Annotated in this window: 16 protein-coding genes; 9 read left to right on the plus strand and 7 right to left on the minus strand. The window is 55.8% G+C overall.

All coding sequences use genetic code 11. The annotated features are described in order from the left end of the window. Window positions 1–52: 52 nt before the first annotated feature. Window positions 53–658 carry a C40 family peptidase gene (locus tag CFN46_RS04090; RefSeq protein WP_088742783.1) on the plus strand — a complete coding sequence of 202 codons (606 nt, stop codon included), beginning with the start codon at window positions 53–55 and terminating at the stop codon, window positions 656–658. A 63-nt stretch (window positions 659–721) separates the two neighbouring features. On the opposite strand, the gene CFN46_RS04095 is transcribed toward CFN46_RS04090, so the two are convergent. Continuing rightward, a complete protein-coding gene (locus CFN46_RS04095) occupies window positions 722–1648 on the minus strand; it encodes a LysR family transcriptional regulator (protein WP_024951192.1) in 927 nt (308 codons plus the stop codon). Window positions 1649–1781: 133 nt separating this feature from the next. Here CFN46_RS04095 and CFN46_RS04100 point away from each other — a divergent pair, with 133 nt between their 5' ends. Further along, window positions 1782–3164, plus strand: coding sequence for an MFS transporter (locus CFN46_RS04100; protein WP_088742784.1), 1383 nt, complete (start codon window positions 1782–1784; stop codon window positions 3162–3164). A gap of 127 nt (window positions 3165–3291) precedes the next feature. On the opposite strand, the gene msrA is transcribed toward CFN46_RS04100, so the two are convergent. Beyond that, window positions 3292–3969, minus strand: coding sequence for a peptide-methionine (S)-S-oxide reductase MsrA (gene msrA, locus CFN46_RS04105; RefSeq protein WP_088743023.1), 678 nt, complete (start codon window positions 3967–3969; stop codon window positions 3292–3294). Between the two features lie 420 nt (window positions 3970–4389). Here msrA and CFN46_RS04110 point away from each other — a divergent pair, with 420 nt between their 5' ends. The 5 genes from CFN46_RS04110 (at window position 4390) to CFN46_RS04130 (ending at window position 11257) form a co-directional block, all read left to right on the plus strand. After that, window positions 4390–6639: an FAD-dependent oxidoreductase gene (locus CFN46_RS04110; RefSeq protein ID WP_088742785.1), complete on the plus strand. Its 2250-nt coding sequence runs from the start codon at window positions 4390–4392 to the stop codon at window positions 6637–6639. 66 nt (window positions 6640–6705) lie between these two features. After that, window positions 6706–7989, plus strand: coding sequence for an ABC transporter substrate-binding protein (locus CFN46_RS04115; protein ID WP_088742786.1), 1284 nt, complete (start codon window positions 6706–6708; stop codon window positions 7987–7989). Next, entirely contained in the window at window positions 7965–9740 is a 1776-nt protein-coding gene (locus CFN46_RS04120) for an ABC transporter permease (RefSeq protein ID WP_088742787.1), read from the plus strand. Before CFN46_RS04115 ends, CFN46_RS04120 begins: the two co-directional genes overlap by 25 nt. Window positions 9741–9841: 101 nt before the next feature. Beyond that, window positions 9842–10459 (plus strand): CDP-alcohol phosphatidyltransferase family protein, encoded by a 618-nt coding sequence (locus CFN46_RS04125; protein ID WP_088742788.1) that lies wholly within the window; start codon window positions 9842–9844, stop codon window positions 10457–10459. An 84-nt stretch (window positions 10460–10543) separates the two neighbouring features. Further along, window positions 10544–11257 carry a DUF3047 domain-containing protein gene (locus CFN46_RS04130; protein ID WP_024951199.1) on the plus strand — a complete coding sequence of 238 codons (714 nt, stop codon included), beginning with the start codon at window positions 10544–10546 and terminating at the stop codon, window positions 11255–11257. Between the two features lie 148 nt (window positions 11258–11405). On the opposite strand, the gene CFN46_RS04135 is transcribed toward CFN46_RS04130, so the two are convergent. Further along, window positions 11406–11888: a peptidylprolyl isomerase gene (locus tag CFN46_RS04135; protein ID WP_024951200.1), complete on the minus strand. Its 483-nt coding sequence runs from the start codon at window positions 11886–11888 to the stop codon at window positions 11406–11408. A 526-nt stretch (window positions 11889–12414) separates the two neighbouring features. Here CFN46_RS04135 and CFN46_RS04140 point away from each other — a divergent pair. Next, on the plus strand, window positions 12415–12699 hold the full coding sequence (locus CFN46_RS04140) for a hypothetical protein (RefSeq protein WP_024951201.1): 285 nt from the start codon (window positions 12415–12417) through the stop codon (window positions 12697–12699). Window positions 12700–12830: 131 nt separating this feature from the next. Here CFN46_RS04140 and CFN46_RS04145 read toward each other — a convergent pair whose 3' ends face one another. Next, window positions 12831–14012 (minus strand): lipid A deacylase LpxR family protein, encoded by a 1182-nt coding sequence (locus tag CFN46_RS04145; protein WP_217897778.1) that lies wholly within the window; start codon window positions 14010–14012, stop codon window positions 12831–12833. 250 nt (window positions 14013–14262) lie between these two features. Between CFN46_RS04145 and CFN46_RS17420 the strand changes: the two genes are divergently transcribed. Beyond that, window positions 14263–15171: a hypothetical protein gene (locus CFN46_RS17420; protein WP_141103627.1), complete on the plus strand. Its 909-nt coding sequence runs from the start codon at window positions 14263–14265 to the stop codon at window positions 15169–15171. A gap of 53 nt (window positions 15172–15224) precedes the next feature. Here CFN46_RS17420 and CFN46_RS04150 read toward each other — a convergent pair whose 3' ends face one another. From CFN46_RS04150 to CFN46_RS04160, 3 genes are all read right to left on the minus strand, one after another. After that, complete coding sequence (locus CFN46_RS04150) at window positions 15225–15722, minus strand: glycine zipper 2TM domain-containing protein (protein ID WP_088742790.1); 498 nt, start codon at window positions 15720–15722, stop codon at window positions 15225–15227. Between the two features lie 389 nt (window positions 15723–16111). Continuing rightward, entirely contained in the window at window positions 16112–17422 is a 1311-nt protein-coding gene (gene aceA, locus CFN46_RS04155) for an isocitrate lyase (RefSeq protein WP_024951204.1), read from the minus strand. A gap of 279 nt (window positions 17423–17701) precedes the next feature. Beyond that, window positions 17702–18466, minus strand: coding sequence for a hypothetical protein (locus CFN46_RS04160; protein ID WP_088742791.1), 765 nt, complete (start codon window positions 18464–18466; stop codon window positions 17702–17704). Between the last annotated feature and the right edge of the window lie 238 nt (window positions 18467–18704).

The raw sequence follows: 18704 nt of genomic DNA on the forward strand, positions 1-18704 counted from the left end.
GCACTGACTACCGTCATCATTACAGTGCCGGGCCCACGACGAGGAATGCTGGATGCGCCATGCGTTATTGTGCTGCTTTTTGATACTGCCGTTGGGTATGGCGGGGTGTGCAAGCAATTCGACCCCACCCAGTGATATGGCTTATTACGACGTTGATCTGCCGGAACTGCCCAAGCTAAAGCGCTATCGGCAGCAGGGAGGGGAGCAGCAGAGTGCCGAGGACTCGCAGTTCGCGTCGTATTCAGGGCCCAGCATTCGCGAAGTCCTGATGGATGAGCATGACCGCTGGGCGGGGACTCCTTATCGACTGGGAGGTACCAACACTGGCGGCATTGATTGCTCGGCGTTGATGCAACATGTATTCAGTGATGGTTTTGGCATTGAGCTACCGCGTACCACCACACAGCAGGTAAAGCGTGGCAAGCGTATCGACAAGTCGCAGCTGAAGCCGGGTGACCTGGTGTTCTTCCGTCCTTCGCGTCGCTATAACCACGTCGGTGTCTATGTCGGCAATGGCTACTTCCTGCATGCTTCCACCTCACGTGGCGTGAAGCTATCGCGGCTGGACAATGTCTATTGGGCGCAGCATTACTGGCAATCACGCCGTCCGATGCCGTATGAAGCGATGCAGATGAAACTGGCGATGCGGAGTCAGTAACGCAATAAGCCAATCGCGCTAATGCTAAACAAGAACACCCGGCCTCGGCCGGGTGTTCTTGTTTTATGAGCGGTAGTTTTGATGATTGTCGGAAGAATGCTCGATCACGAAATCGACGAAGGCCTGTTCAGCCCGTGACAGTCCACGTTCCTGACGCCAAGCCAGTGACAGCTCCAGCCAGGCCGGCTGACTAAAGGAAATGGCGGTAAGGTTGTTTGCCTCGCGATCATCCTCCACCACGCGCTTCAGGAAGGTGGTGATACCGAACCCTCGAGCGACAATGGCCTTGTTCAGCGCAATCAGGTTGGATTCGAAGCCAATGCTGGCGGTCAGTCCATGCTGGCTGGCCAGTCGTTCAACGAAGTCTCGGTGAAAGTAGCCGCGCTTGAATACAACCAGCTCCTCAGCAAAGAATTCCTCGACGCTTATCTGGTGGCGCTTGGCGAGCGGATGGTCATTGGAGAGACAGACCACCATTTCTTCGCGTAGGAAGTGTCGGCTGACTAACCCCGTTGTCTCTGCACCTGCCTGTTCTTCGACGACAACGCCAAGGTCCAACTCACCACTGTCGATCATCTGACGCAGTCTCAAGGTGCCGCCCTCGATGACGCTGAGCTTGAGGTCCGGGTAGCGCGCCTTGAAGGCCATCAGCAATGGCGGGAAGTAGTAGGAGCCCAGCATCGAAGAGACGCCGATACGGACTTCACCTTTTACGATGCCATCAAGCTCGGCCATCGCCAGGGCTGCTCTCTGTGCTTGTTCCAATAGTGGCTTGGCATGTTCCAGCAGCGTGTCTCCCGCTGGTGTCAGGCGTAGGCCACGCGATCCTCGCACAAGTAACGGTTTGCCTAGCCGTGTCTCTAATCCCGCTATTGATTGGCTGACCGCAGACTGGGCGAGATTCAGGGATTGAGCCGCCGCTGTGAAGCTGCCGTGCTCGATGACGCTGACAAATAGTTCGAGAGCACGCAAATCGAAAGGCAGTTTCATGAGGGATATATCCATAAGTTGGCCAGTCATCACTTTTGCTGATGGGCGGTATCATGTCGAGCTATTTTACTGATGATAACGGGAGCGTCAGACTGGCTGCATTCCCCATGATAATTCTGTTCGCAGGTACCTGATGGCATCTCCCCTTGCTGTAACGTCACTGGCGGAGCATGACGCTCCGCTGCCCGATGCGATAAAAGCTTATGGGCGTGATTGGCGGCGCATGACGCAAGCGCTGTGCCTTGGCTCCTTTCTGGTCTTTATCAATCTCTATCTTGTGCAGCCGATACTGCCGCTATTGGCGAGTGATCTAAGGCTTAGCTCGCTTCAGGCCAGTCTGACGCTCTCTGTCAGTACTCTGATGCTGGCAGTGGCGTTATTGGTGTTTGGTCCGTTATCTGATGCGCTGGGGCGACGGCGCATCCTGCTGTGGACGTTGGCCGGTGGTGTTGCCTGTTCGGGCCTTGCGCTATTGGCCGATGGTTTCTGGTCATTGTTGACCGTGCGTGCGTTGCAGGGCTTCTTGCTTGGCGGGCTGCCCGCGGTAGCGGTGGCCTACATGAGCGACGAGATGGAGCAGCCCGCGCTGATGGCGGCCGTGGGGCTTTATATCAGCGCCAACTCGCTAGGCGGTATCACCGGACGTGTAGCCGGTGGCTTCGTGGCGGAGCACTGGGGATGGCAGGCCAGTTTTGCCGTCGTCGGAGTGTTCAGTCTGCTAGCGTTAGGTGCGCTATGGCAGTGGCTACCACGTCAGCGACGTTTCGTGGCTCAGCCACTTAACCTGGCCAGCATGCTGGCAGGGCTGGGCCGTCACCTGCGTAATCCGCGACTGTGGCCGGTTTTTCTGTTCGGTGGTCTGAATTTCTTCATCTTCGTCAATCTGTACAGTTACATGACTTTCCGGCTTAGTGCCGTGCCGTGGTCGCTTGGTAGTCAGTGGTTGGGCCTGTTGTTCTTGACCTATCTGGCCGGCACCTTCGGTGCGTCACAATCTGGAAAGTTGGCGCAACGACTGGCTCGCCTGCAGCAGGCATGGCGAGATGGTGTGAAAGACCGAGAGAAAGGCGGTGTAAAGGGGAATCAGCAGGAAGGCGAGCAGAGCAGTGAACAGAACAGTGAACAGAGCTTGGCAGCAATGCACCGCACGGGGCAGGCGCTGACCATGATGCTGGGCACCAGTCTGTTGATCGTCGGCACGTTACTGACGTTGAGTCACTCGCTGATCAGCATGATGATCGGGCTGAGCATCAATGCCTTTGGATTCTTTTTGGCGCATGCCACCGCCTCAGCATGGGTCGGGCGTAATGCAGAGGGAGCGCGGGCGAGTGCCAGTGCACTGTATCTAACGGCATATTATCTTGGGGCAAGTCTTGGCGGCTTCTGGCTAGAACCCTTCTGGCAAGCGGCTGGCTGGCCAGGGGTCGTTGTCGGTGGAGTGCTGGTGTTGCTGATAACGCTCGGGCTGGCAGTTTATTGTTGGCGAAGCGTCGCCACGACTCAGTCATCGGGCTGAGTCAGCGCAAACAAAACGGCTCGCCATTTGGCGAGCCGTTTTTGTATCAAGAAGCTAAATAGCCTTATGACTCAGAGGTGCGTACCCCGGAAGTCGTGAAGCTCAATCTCAAGCTCAAGCTCTAGTTCTAGTGTGCAGGTGCATCATCGCCCCAGATTTCCTCGAGACGGTCATCACGACCACAGCCCGAGCGATAGAAGCGGTAGCGTACCGGATTCTTCTTGTAGAAATCCTGATGATATTTCTCGGCGGCATAATAAGGGCCAGCCGCTTCAATCTCGGTCGCTATCCCCTGCGGGAACTTGTCTTTCAAGGCTGCGCGGCTGGCGTCAGCAGCTTTGCGTTGCGCGTCATCCAATGTGTAAATACCGCTGCGGTACTGAGTGCCAGCATCACAGAACTGACGATCGACAGCGACAGGGTCAATGTTGTGCCAGAACACGTCCAGCAGGGCGGCATAGCTGACCTGCTCGGGATCAAATACGACCTTGACCGCTTCGGTATGACCTGTGCCGCCGGCAGACACTTCCTTGTAGGTCGGATTGTCCGTTTCACCTGCGGTGTAGCCGGAGGTAGTGGAAACCACCCCTTGCAGCTTGTCGAAAGGACCTTCCATGCACCAGAAACAGCCACCGGCAAAGATAGCCACCTCCTGGCCGGGCTTGACACCATCACCAACCCCCTGAGGTGCCTGTGTCGGCTCGAAGGCGCTGGCATGTCCCGCCAGTAGCAGGCCGGTGCATAGACCCAACACGTTCAGCGCACGGCGCAGCGATCGGATAGGAAGAGTTGTGTGTCGAGTCATTGTTGCCTCCGAGGCAAGGCTGGTGGCCACACGATTGTGGCCTGCCATTGTCGCCTGAGCTTGTGACACCACCCCTGTGACAGTTGTGCTGTGGCAGGAGTGAAATGGATACGATAAGTCGAATTCTCATAGAGTATCGTGAGATGGAACATGACATCTCTCAATGTTTCTACGCACTCTGATGAGATCCGGATGCCACTCTATGGGAGTAGTTTCCTCCGCCTGATGGAACGAACTGTTAGGGTAGATAGGCCGATATAGCGGGTATGCCATGCCTCAAGGTGCGTCTTATGGCGACAAGATCGTGGCTTTAAAAGAAAAGAACTGCATCCGATAGGCCTTGGCTTACGTAATCAAGGATCAAGATAGCCGCCGGCATGTCACCACATGCTCGACAGGAACCGTACAAGGATATCGCGAGTGAACAAGCCCAAGCTTTTATTACTGGTAGCGATCATCGCTGCCATCGTCATTTTCTTTGCCAGTGGTGCGCAGGAGTACTTCACTCTACAGAGTCTCAAGGCTCAGCAGGCGGACTTCCAGGTACTCTTTGATGAATCACCACTGCTGGTCGCAGGCGGTTTCTTTGCGGTTTATATCACCATGGCAGCGCTATCACTGCCCGGTGCGGCATTGCTGACACTGCTTGGCGGCGCGCTGTTCGGCTTTGGCTGGGGTCTGTTGTTGATCTCCTTTGCCAGCACGATCGGTGCCACGTTGGCTTTCCTGATCTCTCGTACACTGTTGCGTGAGAGCATCGAGAAGCGCTTCCGTCGTCAGCTGGAATCCCTCAATCGCGGCGTCGAGCGTGAAGGCGGCTTTTATCTGTTTACCCTGCGTCTGGTACCGGTATTCCCGTTCTTCGTCGTTAATCTGGTGATGGGTCTGACCCGCATGCGCGTGGTCACCTTCTATGTTGCCAGCCAGCTGGGCATGCTGGCCGGTACCGCCATTTACGTGAACGCTGGGCGTGAACTGGGCCAGCTGGAATCGTTGTCTGACATTCTGTCGCCGGGGCTGATCGCCTCGTTCATCGCCTTGGGCCTATTCCCGTTGATTGCCAATCGTATCGTCGGTTTGATGCGCAAGCGCAAGCAGCAGGCGGGTTTCACCAAGCCGAAGACCTTTGACTATGACATGGTCGTGATCGGCGCCGGTTCTGCCGGTCTGGTTACCAGCTACATCGCTTCTGCGGTCAATGCGCGAGTGGCGCTGATCGAGCGCCACAAGATGGGGGGGGATTGCCTCAATACGGGCTGTGTCCCTTCCAAGGCATTGATTCGTGCGGGTCGTGCTGCCCATGAAATTCGCCACTCCGAGCGCTTTGGTATCAAGGCCAATGAACCGGAAATCGATTTTTCCAAGGTGATGGGCCACGTGCATGACGTGGTGAAAAGTGTTGAGCCGCATGACAGCATCGAACGTTATGAAAGCCTGGGCGTTGAAGTGCATACCGGCCAAGCCATGCTGCAGACCCCTTGGGAAGTCGTGGTCGATGGTCGTGTGATGACAACACGTAACATCGTGATCGCTACCGGTGCACGTCCACGTGTGCCGGCTATTCCGGGGATTGATCTGATCACTCCGCTGACTTCCGATAACCTGTGGGACCTGAAAGTACAGCCCAAGCGTCTGGTAGTGCTGGGTTCCGGCCCGATCGGCATGGAATTGGGTCAGAGCTTTGCGCGTCTCGGCAGCCACGTCACCATCATCGAAGGCGCACCTCGTGTGATGCCGCGTGAGGACGAAGACGTCAGCGCGCTGATGCATGAGCAACTGGCCGGTGAAGGTGTTGATCTGCGCGTTAACTCTACCGCTACACGCATTGAAGTATTGACCGGCAAAGACAGCCAGCCGATGCGTCATCTGGTCGTCAGCTCTCCCGAGGGTGAGGAAAGCTGGGTCGAGTTCGATGAACTGCTGGTCGCTATCGGTCGTGAAGCCAATGTTGAAGGCTTTGGCCTTGAAGCACTGGGTATCGCAGTCTCCGAGCGCGGCACCATTGATGTCTCTGAATCCCTGCAGACATTGCAGCCGAACATCTGGGCCTGTGGTGATGTGGCTGGCCCATATCAGTTCACTCACGCTGCTGGTCATCAGGCGTGGCACGCGGCAGTCAATGCGTTGTTTGGTGGTCTGAAGACCTTCAAGGTCGACTATCGCATCATGCCGATGGTGACCTACACCGAGCCAGAAGTTGCACGTGTTGGCCTCAATGAAAGCGAGGCCATTGCGCAGGGTTATGAGTACGAAGTGACGCATTACGAGATGGGCGAGAGCGACCGTGCGCTGGCTGAGCGTGCGACCGAAGGCTTCGTCAAGGTGCTGACCGAGAAGGGCCGCGATCGCATTCTTGGCGTCACGCTGGTCGGCGCGTCCGCTGGCGAGTGGCTGGCAGAATTCACCATGGCGATGAAGAACAACATCGGTCTCAACAAGGTGTTGTCCACCATCCACCCGTATCCGACGCTCTCGGAGGCCAACAAGGCCGCCGCAGGTATGTGGAAGAATGCTCATAAGCCCGAGGGTGTTCTCAAGGTGCTGGATCGTTACTTCACCTGGCGACGCAATGGGCGCTTCGAGCCCACCAAGACGCTCACTGCACCGGCTGCTTCTGGCGCAGCTGAGGCACCGTCGTCTTCTGATACCTCGGTGACGGATAAGCAGTAATCCATAACACAATGCCGCGGCCTGATTGTTCAGGGTCGCGGCATTTTCCTGCCGGAGACACCTCTCATGAAGACTGACCATTTGCCGGACCGCCGTCGTGTGTTGGCGCTGATGGGTGGGTCGCTGTTACTGATCGCGGGAGCGAGCGTGAGCCCTTGGGCCGCTTCAATTGCATACGCCAGTGATGCGGGCAAGGGAAAAGCGGTACCTGCACTGGCTGCGCTGGAATGGAATGCCATCACGGAAAAGGCTCGTGGCCAACGCATCGATTTCCATGCGTGGGGCGGTAGTCAGGCGACCAATTCTTATCTGCGGGATCAGGCTGAGATTGCGGCCAAACATCATGGGATTGAAGTTAGGCACATCAAGATTGCCGATACCGCTGAAAGCGTCTCGACCCTGCTGGCTGAGAAGGCCGCAGGCCGTAGCGACGGCAGCATTGATGCCATCTGGATCAACGGTGAGAACTTCCGTGCCTTGAAGCAGGCCGAGTTGATGTGGGGGCCTTTCGTCTCCCGCTTGCCTAACAGCGAATATCTGTTGGAAGAGATCGGGGCGCGTGATTTTGGGCTAGCAACAGACGGCATGGAGGCGCCATGGGGCCGTGCCCAGCTGATTTTCATGTATGACACGGCTCTGTTGGAAACGCCGCCGCGTTCCATGTCGGCACTGCTGGAGGTGGCGCGCGCGAACCCGGGACGTGTGACTTACCCACAGCCACCCAGTTTTCATGGCACTACCTTTCTCAAGCAGGCATTGATTGAGTTGATGCCCGCTGGGCAGCGTGATGTTCTGATCACATCTGTGACAGACGATGCGCAGTTTGCGCATATCACTGCGCCGCTGTGGAAGTATCTAGATGCCTTGCATCCATTGATGTGGGCACAGGGCGAGCGCCAGCCAGCCGGTGCCGAAGAGCAAATGAAACTGCTCGCACAGCGCAGTGTGTGGGTCGCACTGAGCTTCGTGCCGCAAGAAGTCGCCAATGGTCGCAAGGAAGGACGCTTGCCGCCCACAGTAGAGCCCTACATCCACGACGGCGGCACCTTGGGGAATGTGCACTACCTGGCGATTCCGGCTACGGCGCAGCACAAGGCAGCAGCGCTGGTATGGATCAATCAACTGATGTCTGCATCTGCGCAAGCCGCCAAGGCTGATCCTGCGCGCTGGGGTGATGAAACGGTGCTTGATGTCGCGCGCCTGCCTGCTGAGCAGCGCATGGCCTTCGATGAACTGCCCAGCCTGCCGGGTAGCATGAGCCCCGAGGCACTAGGCACGCCATTGAGTGAACCTCACCCCAGCTGGACTGATGCGCTGGAGGCCGAGTGGGCGCGACGCTATCGCAACTGATACAGCTGATTACCGGCAGGCGACGCGCTGAGTCCGGTACAGCATCGCTATCGCTGACACCGGCCCGCGTACTGCGCTGGCTGGTACTGCTGCTGCTGCTCGGTCCCACGGCATTGGGGTTGGCCGGATTGGTCGCGCCTGCCTTTGGTCTATGGCCGACGCTTGGGTTCGAGAATATTTCCGGCGTTGCCTGGCAGCGATGGTGGGCTTTGCCTGGCTTGGCTGATGGTTTTCGCCTGACATTGATCAGCGGAATCGGCGGAACCCTGCTGGCGATATTGCTGACGCTGGGGTGGCTATCCGCTGCTGCGGGTACGCCCTTTGGAGAGCGACTCGAACGACTGTTGGCACCGGTGTTGGCAATGCCGCACTTGGCGCTGGCGCTGGGCTTGCTGTGGCTGGCTGCGCCGAGTGGCGTACTGATGCGCTTGTTGCTGGCACCCTTCGAGGTGCTGGTACCCCCTCAATTCCCACTCCCCGATGCTCACGGCATTACGCTGGCGATCGGGTTGGCCTTGAAAGAAGCCCCATTTCTGATGCTGATGGCCCAGACGACGCTGTCACGCTTGCCGGTAACGGCTCAGATGCAGGCTGGTCAGGCGCTCGGTTACAGTCTCCCGCAGCTGCGCTGGCGCATCCTCATGCCCCAAGTCATGCGTGCGATTGCCTTGCCTATCGGCGCGGTACTGGCCTATTCGCTGGCGGTAGTGGATGTCGCGCAAGTGCTTGGCCCAACGCGTACCCCGACACTGGCAGTGCGCTTGGTAGAGCTATGGCGCGACAGTGATCCGACCGCGCGCTTGCCAGCTAGTGTTGGTGCGCTCGTCTTGGCGCTGTTGGTAATTGTGACGATGGCCCTGGGGGCCGCGCTAGGGCGTCAGCTGCTGAATTGGCATCGTGACTGGACGCTGAATACCCCCCCACCTGGGATGCCTGACGTACCTGGTTCATCCGGTTCAGCACGCCTAGACAGTATTGGGCGCGCAATTCGCGTGATGCTGGGCATCGTGACGGCGATATCGCTGCTGGCCTTTGCGGTGATTGCACTGCAATCGCTGGCCAGAGTCTGGTTCTTTCCATCACTGCTACCTACTCGCTGGGGGCTGGAGAGCTGGCAGCAGGCCCTGGCTGGGCTGGGCGATGCTTTCACCAATAGTCTGTGGCTGGCAGTTCTGGTCGCCACCTTGTCCGTCATTCTCAGTATCGCGGTATTCGAGCGTGAACGGGAGAGCGGGCGCTTGCGTGGCTTTATCGTCTGCCTCTATCTGCCGCTGCTATTGCCGCAGGCAAGCTTTCTGTTCGGGTTTCAGGTCGGTTGGTTGAGTCTGGGGGCTAACCCCGGCTGGCCGGGCGTGGTGATCGGTCACCTGCTATTTGCGCTGCCCTATGCCTGGCTGACGCTGGCGGGTCCATGGGCACGCTTTGATGTTCGGTTGGAGCAGGCAGCGCGCCTGTTGGGCAGTTCGCGACTTGAGGTCCTGATCGGCATTCGCCTGCGCTTGATGCTGCGGCCATTGGCAATCAGTTGGGCCGTTGCCTTCGCCGTCAGCATTGCCCAGTACGTACCCACAGTGGTGCTAGGCGGTGGACGCGTCCCGACACTGACTACCGAGACGTTGGCATTGGCGACAGGCGCTGATCCTCGTCTGACGGCAGTCGCTGCCTGCCTGCAAGCTTGCTTGCCGTTGTTGATCTTCTTACTGGCGCGCTGGGTGCCCGCAGGCCGCGCCGTGACACCGACACGTGGCTGACGTGGTGCAGCCCCCTGTATTGCACAACGACGTGGTGCAAAGACCTGATCCGCCAATGATCCATTGTCAGATTCATCGATTCACTAACATGGGAGCGGAGCATGCTGGATAAGTGGACCTCACGCTGGGTACAGCCGCCATTGAAACGTCTGGCGCGTAGCGCGGCAGCGCGCGGTCTGCACCCTGACCAGCTGACGATTGCCGGCTTCGTGATCGGCATCACTGCTTTGCCGCTGCTCGCCTTCGGACATTTCGGGCTGGCACTGATCACTATCCTGATCAATCGCGTGGTGGATGGGCTGGATGGTGCGCTGGCGCGTCATGCCGGATTGAGCTCTGATGCCGGTGGTTTCCTGGATATCTGTCTCGATTTCCTGTTCTACGCCGGTGTGGTCGTCGGTTTTGCGCTGGCTGATCCCACCGCCAATGCAATGGCCGCGGTAGTGTTGTTGTTTGCGTTTGTTGGCACGGGTTCCAGCTTTCTGGCCTTTGCCATCATGGCGGCCAAGCACCAGATAGAGCGGCCAAATTTCACCCGCAAGGCCTTCTACTATCTGGACGGTCTGACCGAAGGCACTGAAACCATCGGCTTCTTCGTCTTGGTCTGTTTGATGCCTCATCACTTCGCACTACTGGCGTGGATATTTGCCGCAGCTTGCATCCTGACCACGCTAACGCGCGTATGGGGAGGGTATGTCACCTTGCGGGCGCAAGACTGAAACATGGTCTTCGCCTGACGGTGGAATCGCATTCATCACGGCCGGCGCCAATGCCTTCGCCTGCTGTCTTTACGGAGTCTGTCCATGTCGCTGATTACTCGTCTTAGCTCTGCCATCTCGGTGTCTCATGGCTCAGTGCCGACTGCTCTGCTGCTCGCTGGTGGTCTGATGGCTGCGTCGTTGTCCCCTGTTGCCACTGCTGCTGACAAGGTTTACACGCCCGCGCAGATTCTGGCGTGGGGAGAGAAGACCTTCGAAGGTCATACCGCGTATCGTGTGGTCGAGCGTGACGGGGCTCCTGCTCTGGAAGCCAAGGCTCAAGGCCAGGCCTCGGCACGCTTTCTTGAAGAAGATATTTCTCTGGATGATACGCCCTATCTGAAGTGGTGCTGGCAGGTGGAAAGCATCTATCCGGCACTGGATGAGAAAACCAAGAATGGTGACGACTATCCGGCGCGCCTGTACGTGGTCAACAAGACCGGCATCCTGCCGTGGCAGGTCGAGGCGATCAATTACGTCTGGTCCAGCAACGAGCCCAAGGACAGTCATTGGGACAATGCCTTTACTGACCGCGCCGTTTTGCTGGCGGTAGAGTCGGGGGCAGACAAGGTGGGGCAGTGGGTGCCAGAGGTCCGCGATCTGCGTGCTGACTATTCGCGTCTGTTTGGTAGCAAGCCGAGCGAGATTGCCGGACTTGCCTTGATGGCAGATGGCGATAATGCAGGGGGGGATGCCACAGCGTATTTTCGTGGCCTCAGCCTCTCAAGCGATGCGACACCGCCGCAGTGCAATGGCTAGTCGGTCAATCGGTTGAGAATAAATAGATAGACACAAAAAAGCCCCGCGACTGATTGCTCAGTGGCGGGGCTTTCGGTTCAGGCTTCACACTCGCTGTATGAAGCACCCGCGAGACGACAGTGTCATCTCGCGAGGGAGGAGGCGGAGCTTAGTGCTCCACGCCGCCTTCACCGTGAACGTGACCGTGTTCCAGTTCTTCGGAAGAAGCTTCACGCACTTCGGTGATCTGGACGTCGAAGTTCAGGGTTTCGCCAGCGAGCGGGTGGTTGCCATCGACAACAACAGTATCGCCTTCAACCTTGGTGACGGTGACCATCAGCGGGCCGCCCTGGGTCTGAGCCTGGAACTGCATGCCTGCTTCGATGTCTTCGACACCTTGGAATGCATCACGCGGCACTTCCTGGACCAGTGCTTCCTGGACTTCACCGTAACCTTCTTCCGGAGTCACAGCGACTTTCAGCTCGTCACCGGACTTCTTGCCGTCGAGTTCTTTCTCGAGGCCCGGAACGATGTTGCCGGCGCCGTGGATGTAAGCTAGCGGCTCACGGCCTTCAGAGGTGTCCAGCACTTCCCCTTCATTGTTGGTGAGGGTGTAGTGGAAAGAGACAACAGCATTCTGGGCGATTTGCATGGTTAGGGGCCTTTCGATAGGTATATGAACGTTAATAATAGCGTGCCCCTGAGGTGACTGTCAGGGGGGATGGCGGAAAAAACCCGCGTATCACGTGGCTTCCGGCCCGCTGATAACACCACCACGAGGGCGGTCCAGCGCACGATATCTTGTCTTGAAATAGTAGGTGACGCTCGCAAGCGTACTTTTCAACCCTGAACGTGGAATTTTTCTTGTGCGCGGTGCAGAGCATCCAGTCGGCGCATGTCAGTGGAGGTGAAATGCACTGATACGACAGACGATGCGGTATTTCTGGGCAGGTAATCTGCCTACCGCATCAGGGTCTTGTGTCTATCCGCGTGGGAAGGTTTTGCGCGCCGGCTTGCGAGGGCATCGGGGTGTGGTTACTCTGCCTACTCGGACATCGCGGATTTCTGACGCGAGATGTCAATGACAACTCTCGCTCCGCATGTTCTGCCCCGTGGCCACTGACGGGGAATGGCAATCACATGCTCCATGCGACCCCTATTTTCAGGAGAGAATTTCGATGACCGTGACATTGATCTGGCTGGTGAGCTTCGCTGCGATCTTCATGCTGTGCTTGAACCGCTGGGACGGCTCGCTAGGTGCCACCGTCAAGCGTATTCTGCCCGAAGCCCTCAGTATCGATAACGGTGACCGTTACGTCTGGGGCGGGGCGCTGGCCGTATTGGGCGCTACCTTCATCGTCAATCCTATCTCCATGCTGATGGCGCTGATCATGCTGACGCTGATTGTCGTCATTGGTGGCAAGCTGATCTGCTGGGGCATGAGCAAGGTCAAGATGCACTGATTTTATGCTGACGCACGCTGTATAAGGTGTGCACCTGAAACGCAACAGGCCGGGCAAATGCTCGGCCTGTTGCGTTTCTGGCTTGCTGGTATCGGAGTGGCGGTTCAGTGCTGTATCTGACGCCGCGCGCCCTAGAGCCAGGTGGAAAGTGTCAGCGAGCCGAACTGATCGCTCTCACGCTGAGTTTCGAATTCATGCGTACGCCAGACATTGACGAAGGCCAGTTGCCAGCGTTGCCAGCTCAGCGCAAAGCCTAGCTGTATATCTCCCACCAGCGGGCGACGGTCTACCGACGCACTGTCCTCGAAGCTATTGCCATCCAACAACATATTGCGTGCTACGGCACGTCCTTCGAGATTGGCAAACAGGTACCAGGCGAAATCACCATCAGGCACGAAATACTGGCGGCCACTCTGGGATGGCGCCACCGTTGGAATGCCATAGCTGCGTGATAGCCCCTGACCAATGCGGATACCTCCCCCCACACCGGCATAGGTGTATAGATTCCCCAGCGCAGCGGAGGCTGATGGGCCGTACTCCATTTCCAGACTCCCCATCTGGGCGGGTAGCCATAACTGTGTCTGCCAGCCGGCATTGACCACTGGTTCGTTATTCAACTGATGGTCCCACCCCTCAGGGTCATCGCTGCCAGTGATGTTATGGGCAGCTTGCTGAGTGCTTTTCGCGCCAGATGCCGGGCCAACAATGCCTAGATCAAGATTGAAGGTGTCGACACGCCGCCATCTATTTTCTCCTTTCTGCCCACTCTCTTCTGCAAATAGCGATACACCACCGAACAGGTAGCCCGCATAAGGCCGATCATCACTATCGGGTTGCTTGCGATCGATATTGGTCGGCGTGTAAATCTGCTGACCAAATCGATAGGCAGTGGCATCCAAACGGGCTGCGCTAAAGCCTGGCACCCAATCTGCCAGTGAGCGTGACCAGTGCTGATGTGGTGTCTCGAAGGTGTAACTCAGCGCAAAGCCATTGGTGTAGTGCCCGTCATCGCCACTGGAGAGAATGTCGTTTTCCAACTTGAATGACAGCACGCCGCCGGAATGTGTCTCGGAATCCGCAGCCTCCACGATGGGGGCCAGCGCCACTGCACCCAACATCACCAACGCCAATACCAGCTGACGGGTTGTGAAAGGCAGTTGCGAGACAGGGCTCAATGCATGGGTAGCGGATAAACCAAGAGGGAGCGAGCACGACGAAGCGCCAGCAGCGGATGAAGTAGCACTATCGTTACCCGAAGCAGGGCAGGTGACCGACGATGACGAGAGCAAAGCACAGACAGCAGTGGGACGCATGGCAACTCCTAGGGCGGAAAGTTGTACACAGAGTCTAGTAAAGCCGTAGGTGTATAACCTTGCACAAAAAAATGCATTTGCATAGGAGGCTAATTAAAAAACATAAGCCAATATATAATAATTGGCTTATAAAACGATGTTTTTAATACTTTAGATGTAATGATATGGTTGATTATAATTGTTATATGCGTACGCATTACATTTTATATTTTTAAGATGTCACTCTACTTTATTAATAATAGAGGTGGATATGATTAGCAGGATAAAATATGCATTGTATTATAATGGTGATTTAGCAGGCGTTAGTAATAATTTTATTCACGAAAAATCTGAAAAAATTCTGGTGAGAGATTTTTCTATTCACATGAAAGGAAAAATATTGTGTCCTAGTTGTTTAGGGAGATTAGCAAAATCTCCAGCTGAGAAAAACTATTTTTCGAATGGCCGGGCTGCATGTTTTTTTCATATAAAAGGAGAGAGATTAGACTGTAATCTTCGTTCAAAGCCAAAGCAGGGTAAGTTATATGATACTGAGGAAGAAGCAAATAGAGCAATCGAGAATAAAGAATTAGTAATAGTTTCAAGTTTTTTAAAAGAGCAGCCAGACTCTCTAAATGTTGAGAGCGGTGAATATGAAGGCAGTGCGGTGGAAGATAGAAATGGTCCTCTATCAGCTGTTCCCATTGGAAGACATAATGGTCAGGTTTTAAATCTACCAAGTAAAATTAAAACGATTCGTGGTATATGTACTAATTTTGAGGAAAACTTAATAAAATACTTCTTTCTTCCTGGCTTTCAATATGCTGTACAACTACAGGATATTTTAATTAATGTTGATGTGGTTGATTCTGAAGATGAAATCCCAAAGCTATATTATGGTAAAGTGATAAGCTCTAAAAATATGGGTATGCATTCTTATAACTACCGTATGACCTATTTCGAGTATACGCGAGATTTAAAAAGAAGAGAGTCAGTAGACTTTTGCTTAAAGCTCAAGAGTAGTTTTCAGGAGGAGAAAGGTATAAGTGATGACTCTACTGGCAGAATTATTCTAATGTTTGGGAAGGTTACTGCTAGTGGCCTCGGTCTTTGTATTGAAGATCTAGGATGGGGAGAGCTTTCCTTATTACCGAAAAAGTATGAATCTTTATTGCCATAATGTGATATCCAGTGCTGCCATCTCGATTGAGATGGCAGTCTGTACTACTTCATTCAATAAGGTGCGACACTCAGGTTGGCGCCGTAGCCGACCAGGCGGACACGCTGGCCGACGGAGAAGGCGGTATCGGCCTTTTGAACAACGATGAGACTGTCGCCTGCATCACGGCGGACTTCGATCTCGTAGGCGTCGACTTGATCCACATTGTCGGCGATCGATTTACCAGCGACGCTACCGCCGATGGCGCCGGCTGCAGCCGCGATAGTACGACCAGAGCCGCCACCTATCTGGCTACCAAGCAAGCCGCCGATCACTGCGCCACCCAAGCCACCGAGTACACCGCTGCCTTCATCGGTAGCCTGAATCTGTACCGGGCGCAGCGAAGTGATGGTGCCGTAGCTGACGGATTGGGCGCGTTTAGCCTGATCTCCGGAGTAGACATTGCCGGAATAGACATCACTATTGGCGCAGCCGCCCAGCGTCAGCACGCCGATAGCGATGACGGGTAGCCAGCGCCGTGAGCTTCGAAGTGAGGGAAGCGTAAGGGTCATGGTATGTCTCCTCGCAAAAATGATGTGCTTGAGATGGTGGTGAGAGTATTGGGCTGGCACATCCATTGACAGCCAGAGTGCTCGCGCGGGACTGACGTCATTCATTGACCGTCAGACAGTGCAAGAACACTGTTTCCTAACAGTATAGACCACTCGGTCCATGACGGGTTCCCTATTGTGAAACGCTGATAGGACGCGTTCTTGAGGTTGCTGCGTCGCGCTGCATGTACCCATGCCTTGCCTGGCAAATACTCGCTTGCCTCGTGTGCACATTCTCGCTGATATCCGGCTATTAGGCTCTTGCATGCCGCGACTGAAAATGAGCATCTCGCTGACACGAAAAAGCCCGCGTGAGCGGGCTTCTGTGGAGCATTGGCGTGCAGCGATGTTTAAAACTGATCTTCTTCAGTAGAGCCTGTCAGTGCGGTGACAGAAGAGTTGCCGCCCTGAATGACGTTGGTCATGTCATCGAAGTAGCCGGTACCGACTTCCTGCTGGTGCGCCACGAAGGTGTAGCCCTTCTCGGCGGCCGCGAATTCAGCTTCTTGCACTTTCTCGACATAGTGCTTCATGCCTTCGCCACGTGCGTAGTCATAAGCGAGATCGAACATGCCGAACCACATGTTGTGAATGCCGGCCAGCGTGATGAATTGGTACTTGTAGCCCATATCGGACAGTTCCTGTTGGAACTTGGCGATGGTGGCGTCGTCGAGGTTCTTCTTCCAGTTGAAGGAAGGAGAGCAGTTGTAGGCCAGCAGCTGGTCCGGGTATTCCTTTTTGATCGCGTCGGCGAATCGACGTGCTTCTTCAAGATCCGGCTTGGCAGTTTCACACCAGATAAGGTCAGAGTACGGGGCGTAGGCCAGTCCGCGAGAGATGGCCTGATCGAGACCGGCATTGACGCGGTAGAAGCCTTCGTTGGAGCGCTCACCGGTCAGGAAGGGCTTGTCGTAATCATCCACGTCAGAGGTGATCAGGTCGGCAGCGTTGGCGTCGGTACGCGCGATCACCAGCGTCGGCACACCGGCGACGTCAGCAGCGAGACGCGCGGCGACCAGCTTCTGCACGGCTTCCTGTGTCGGTACCAATACCTTGCCGCCCATGTGGCCGCATTTCTTGACTGAGGCCAGCTGATCTTCGAAATGTACGCCGGAGGCACCAGCCCTAATCATCGCCGTCATCAGCTCGTAGCCGTTCAGCACACCACCGAAGCCTGCTTCAGCGTCAGCCACGATCGGCGCGAAGTAATCGACGAAGCCTGCATCGCCCGGGTTGCCACCCTTGTGCCACTGAATCTGGTCAGCACGACGGAAGGTGTTGTTGATGCGCTTGACCACAGTAGGCACGGAATCAACCGGATACAGTGATTGATCGGGGTACATGGCTTCGCTGGTGTTGTTATCAGCGGCAACCTGCCAACCGGAAAGGTAGATAGCTTCGATACCTGCCTTGACCTGTTGCATGGCTTGGCCACCGGTCAGTGCGCCCAGGCAGTTGACGTAGCCTTTCTTGGCATCACCATTCACCAGCCTCCACAGTTTTTCGGCACCGCGAGTCGCCAGGGTATTAGCTTCAGGTACAGAACCGCGCAGCCGCACGACATCTTCGGCGGAGTAAGGGCGAGTAACGTCCTTCCAACGCGGATTCTCGGCCCAGTCCTTTTCGATTGCGGCAATCTGATCGGCACGTGATTGACTCATGATGGCATCTCCTGATGGCTTCGTCGTAGGGCCGTGGCCCCTGGCTTGTCGTGTCTGTTTGTTGTTTCGTGTCTGTGTCTTTTGCAATCTGTGTCTTTTGCAATCTGTGTCTTTTGAAAGGTGTCGCGGTGCTTTGCTGACAAGGGCAGCCGATAGCTGCGGGTCACGATTGATTGTTCTTGTAGTGTCTTTGCTAACTTCTATCGATACTGAGTACTTCTGAGTTATTTTATTTCTAAGTTATTGTTATAAATTGAGCTTTCTCTCCCTTACTCAACGTCAGGCATAACGGCACATGACGTCGTGCATCTCTTTTCTCTCTCCAGACTCTGGAGTCAGTTGAAAGCGTTCTTCGAGTATGCCAAGGCAGTCTGCTTCGGCCGCTGTAGCTGGTATTAGTGTGATGCTATCGAGCCACGGCAGCAGGAAGTAGAGGCTTGCTTCCAGTGTGGATACCTCACAATCACTCAAGGTGAGTGCTACTCGGGGAGGGTGGCCATCCGGTGCCCGAAGGCGCCCAATCAGCTCTCCCCAGCACAGAGCTTCCCGCACGCTGCTGATCTGCTCGATAGCGAGTTCTGCATGACGTTCACCGCGATGCCGCGCGGCGGCCAGTGTCCAAAAGGCCAGCGGGAGAGGGCGTTTGCCGATGCTCATCCCTGCGACGTCATGTGACAGCCCATTGAGTGTCAGTGCTGTGTGCTGTTCTGCATTCTTCTCGATGTCTGTTGAACGTTGCGTTGTTGAAGGCTGTGCTGCCGAGCGGCGTGCCATATGCCAACCCTGCATACGTTGGGTGATCTGCCAGTCAGTCCCAGGTAACTGCCAGCGCTTGTCGCGACTCAGGTGGCAGATTGTCTTTGCCTGCGCTGCCATCGGCTCCGGCGACTGCGGGGGTAGTAAATCCAGCATCGGCCGCACCAGTTTCATGACACGAGCGCGTATTTCAGGGCACTGCCACTGCTCGGCCAGTGCCGCATCTACGGGCTGCCCAACCATGCTAACGAGCGATGTGACCTGCATTCGTGAGTCTGTGTTGGACATGGGAGTCTCCTGAACGGCGCGGCGCCAAACGAGGCGATACGTTATGCGGCAGTGCAGCGTAATATTCTTGGCCTCTAGCATCCGCCTGAAATCATCCGTTGTCTTTCATTCCTTGGTCGTATTAAAACGTTTGTTTTATTCTGGTTTCAACGCTGCTGAAAAACGTACAGTGAAACGGTTGTTTTAATTCGCTTCAATATCGCCATGATGCCAGTGTTCATGGGCAGTATGGAATGAT

The sequence above is a fragment of the Cobetia sp. QF-1 genome (genome assembly GCF_002213105.1).
In the GTDB taxonomy this organism is placed as follows: domain Bacteria; phylum Pseudomonadota; class Gammaproteobacteria; order Pseudomonadales; family Halomonadaceae; genus Cobetia; species Cobetia crustatorum.

Bases quoted from the DNA above. Each gene is read 5' to 3' on its own strand.
- CFN46_RS04090 (WP_088742783.1), top strand. From the start codon at position 53: ATGCGCCATGCGTTATTGTGCTGCTTTTTGATACTGCCGTTGGGTATG.
- CFN46_RS04095 (WP_024951192.1), bottom strand. From the start codon at position 1,648: ATGAAACTGCCTTTCGATTTGCGTGCTCTCGAACTATTTGTCAGCGTC.
- CFN46_RS04100 (WP_088742784.1), top strand. From the start codon at position 1,782: ATGGCATCTCCCCTTGCTGTAACGTCACTGGCGGAGCATGACGCTCCG.
- msrA (WP_088743023.1), bottom strand. From the start codon at position 3,969: ATGACTCGACACACAACTCTTCCTATCCGATCGCTGCGCCGTGCGCTG.
- CFN46_RS04115 (WP_088742786.1), top strand. From the start codon at position 6,706: ATGAAGACTGACCATTTGCCGGACCGCCGTCGTGTGTTGGCGCTGATG.
- CFN46_RS04125 (WP_088742788.1), top strand. From the start codon at position 9,842: ATGCTGGATAAGTGGACCTCACGCTGGGTACAGCCGCCATTGAAACGT.
- CFN46_RS04130 (WP_024951199.1), top strand. From the start codon at position 10,544: ATGTCGCTGATTACTCGTCTTAGCTCTGCCATCTCGGTGTCTCATGGC.
- CFN46_RS04135 (WP_024951200.1), bottom strand. From the start codon at position 11,888: ATGCAAATCGCCCAGAATGCTGTTGTCTCTTTCCACTACACCCTCACC.
- CFN46_RS04140 (WP_024951201.1), top strand. From the start codon at position 12,415: ATGACCGTGACATTGATCTGGCTGGTGAGCTTCGCTGCGATCTTCATG.
- CFN46_RS04145 (WP_217897778.1), bottom strand. From the start codon at position 14,012: ATGCGTCCCACTGCTGTCTGTGCTTTGCTCTCGTCATCGTCGGTCACC.
- CFN46_RS17420 (WP_141103627.1), top strand. From the start codon at position 14,263: ATGATTAGCAGGATAAAATATGCATTGTATTATAATGGTGATTTAGCA.
- CFN46_RS04150 (WP_088742790.1), bottom strand. From the start codon at position 15,722: ATGACCCTTACGCTTCCCTCACTTCGAAGCTCACGGCGCTGGCTACCC.
- aceA (WP_024951204.1), bottom strand. From the start codon at position 17,422: ATGAGTCAATCACGTGCCGATCAGATTGCCGCAATCGAAAAGGACTGG.
- CFN46_RS04160 (WP_088742791.1), bottom strand. From the start codon at position 18,466: ATGTCCAACACAGACTCACGAATGCAGGTCACATCGCTCGTTAGCATG.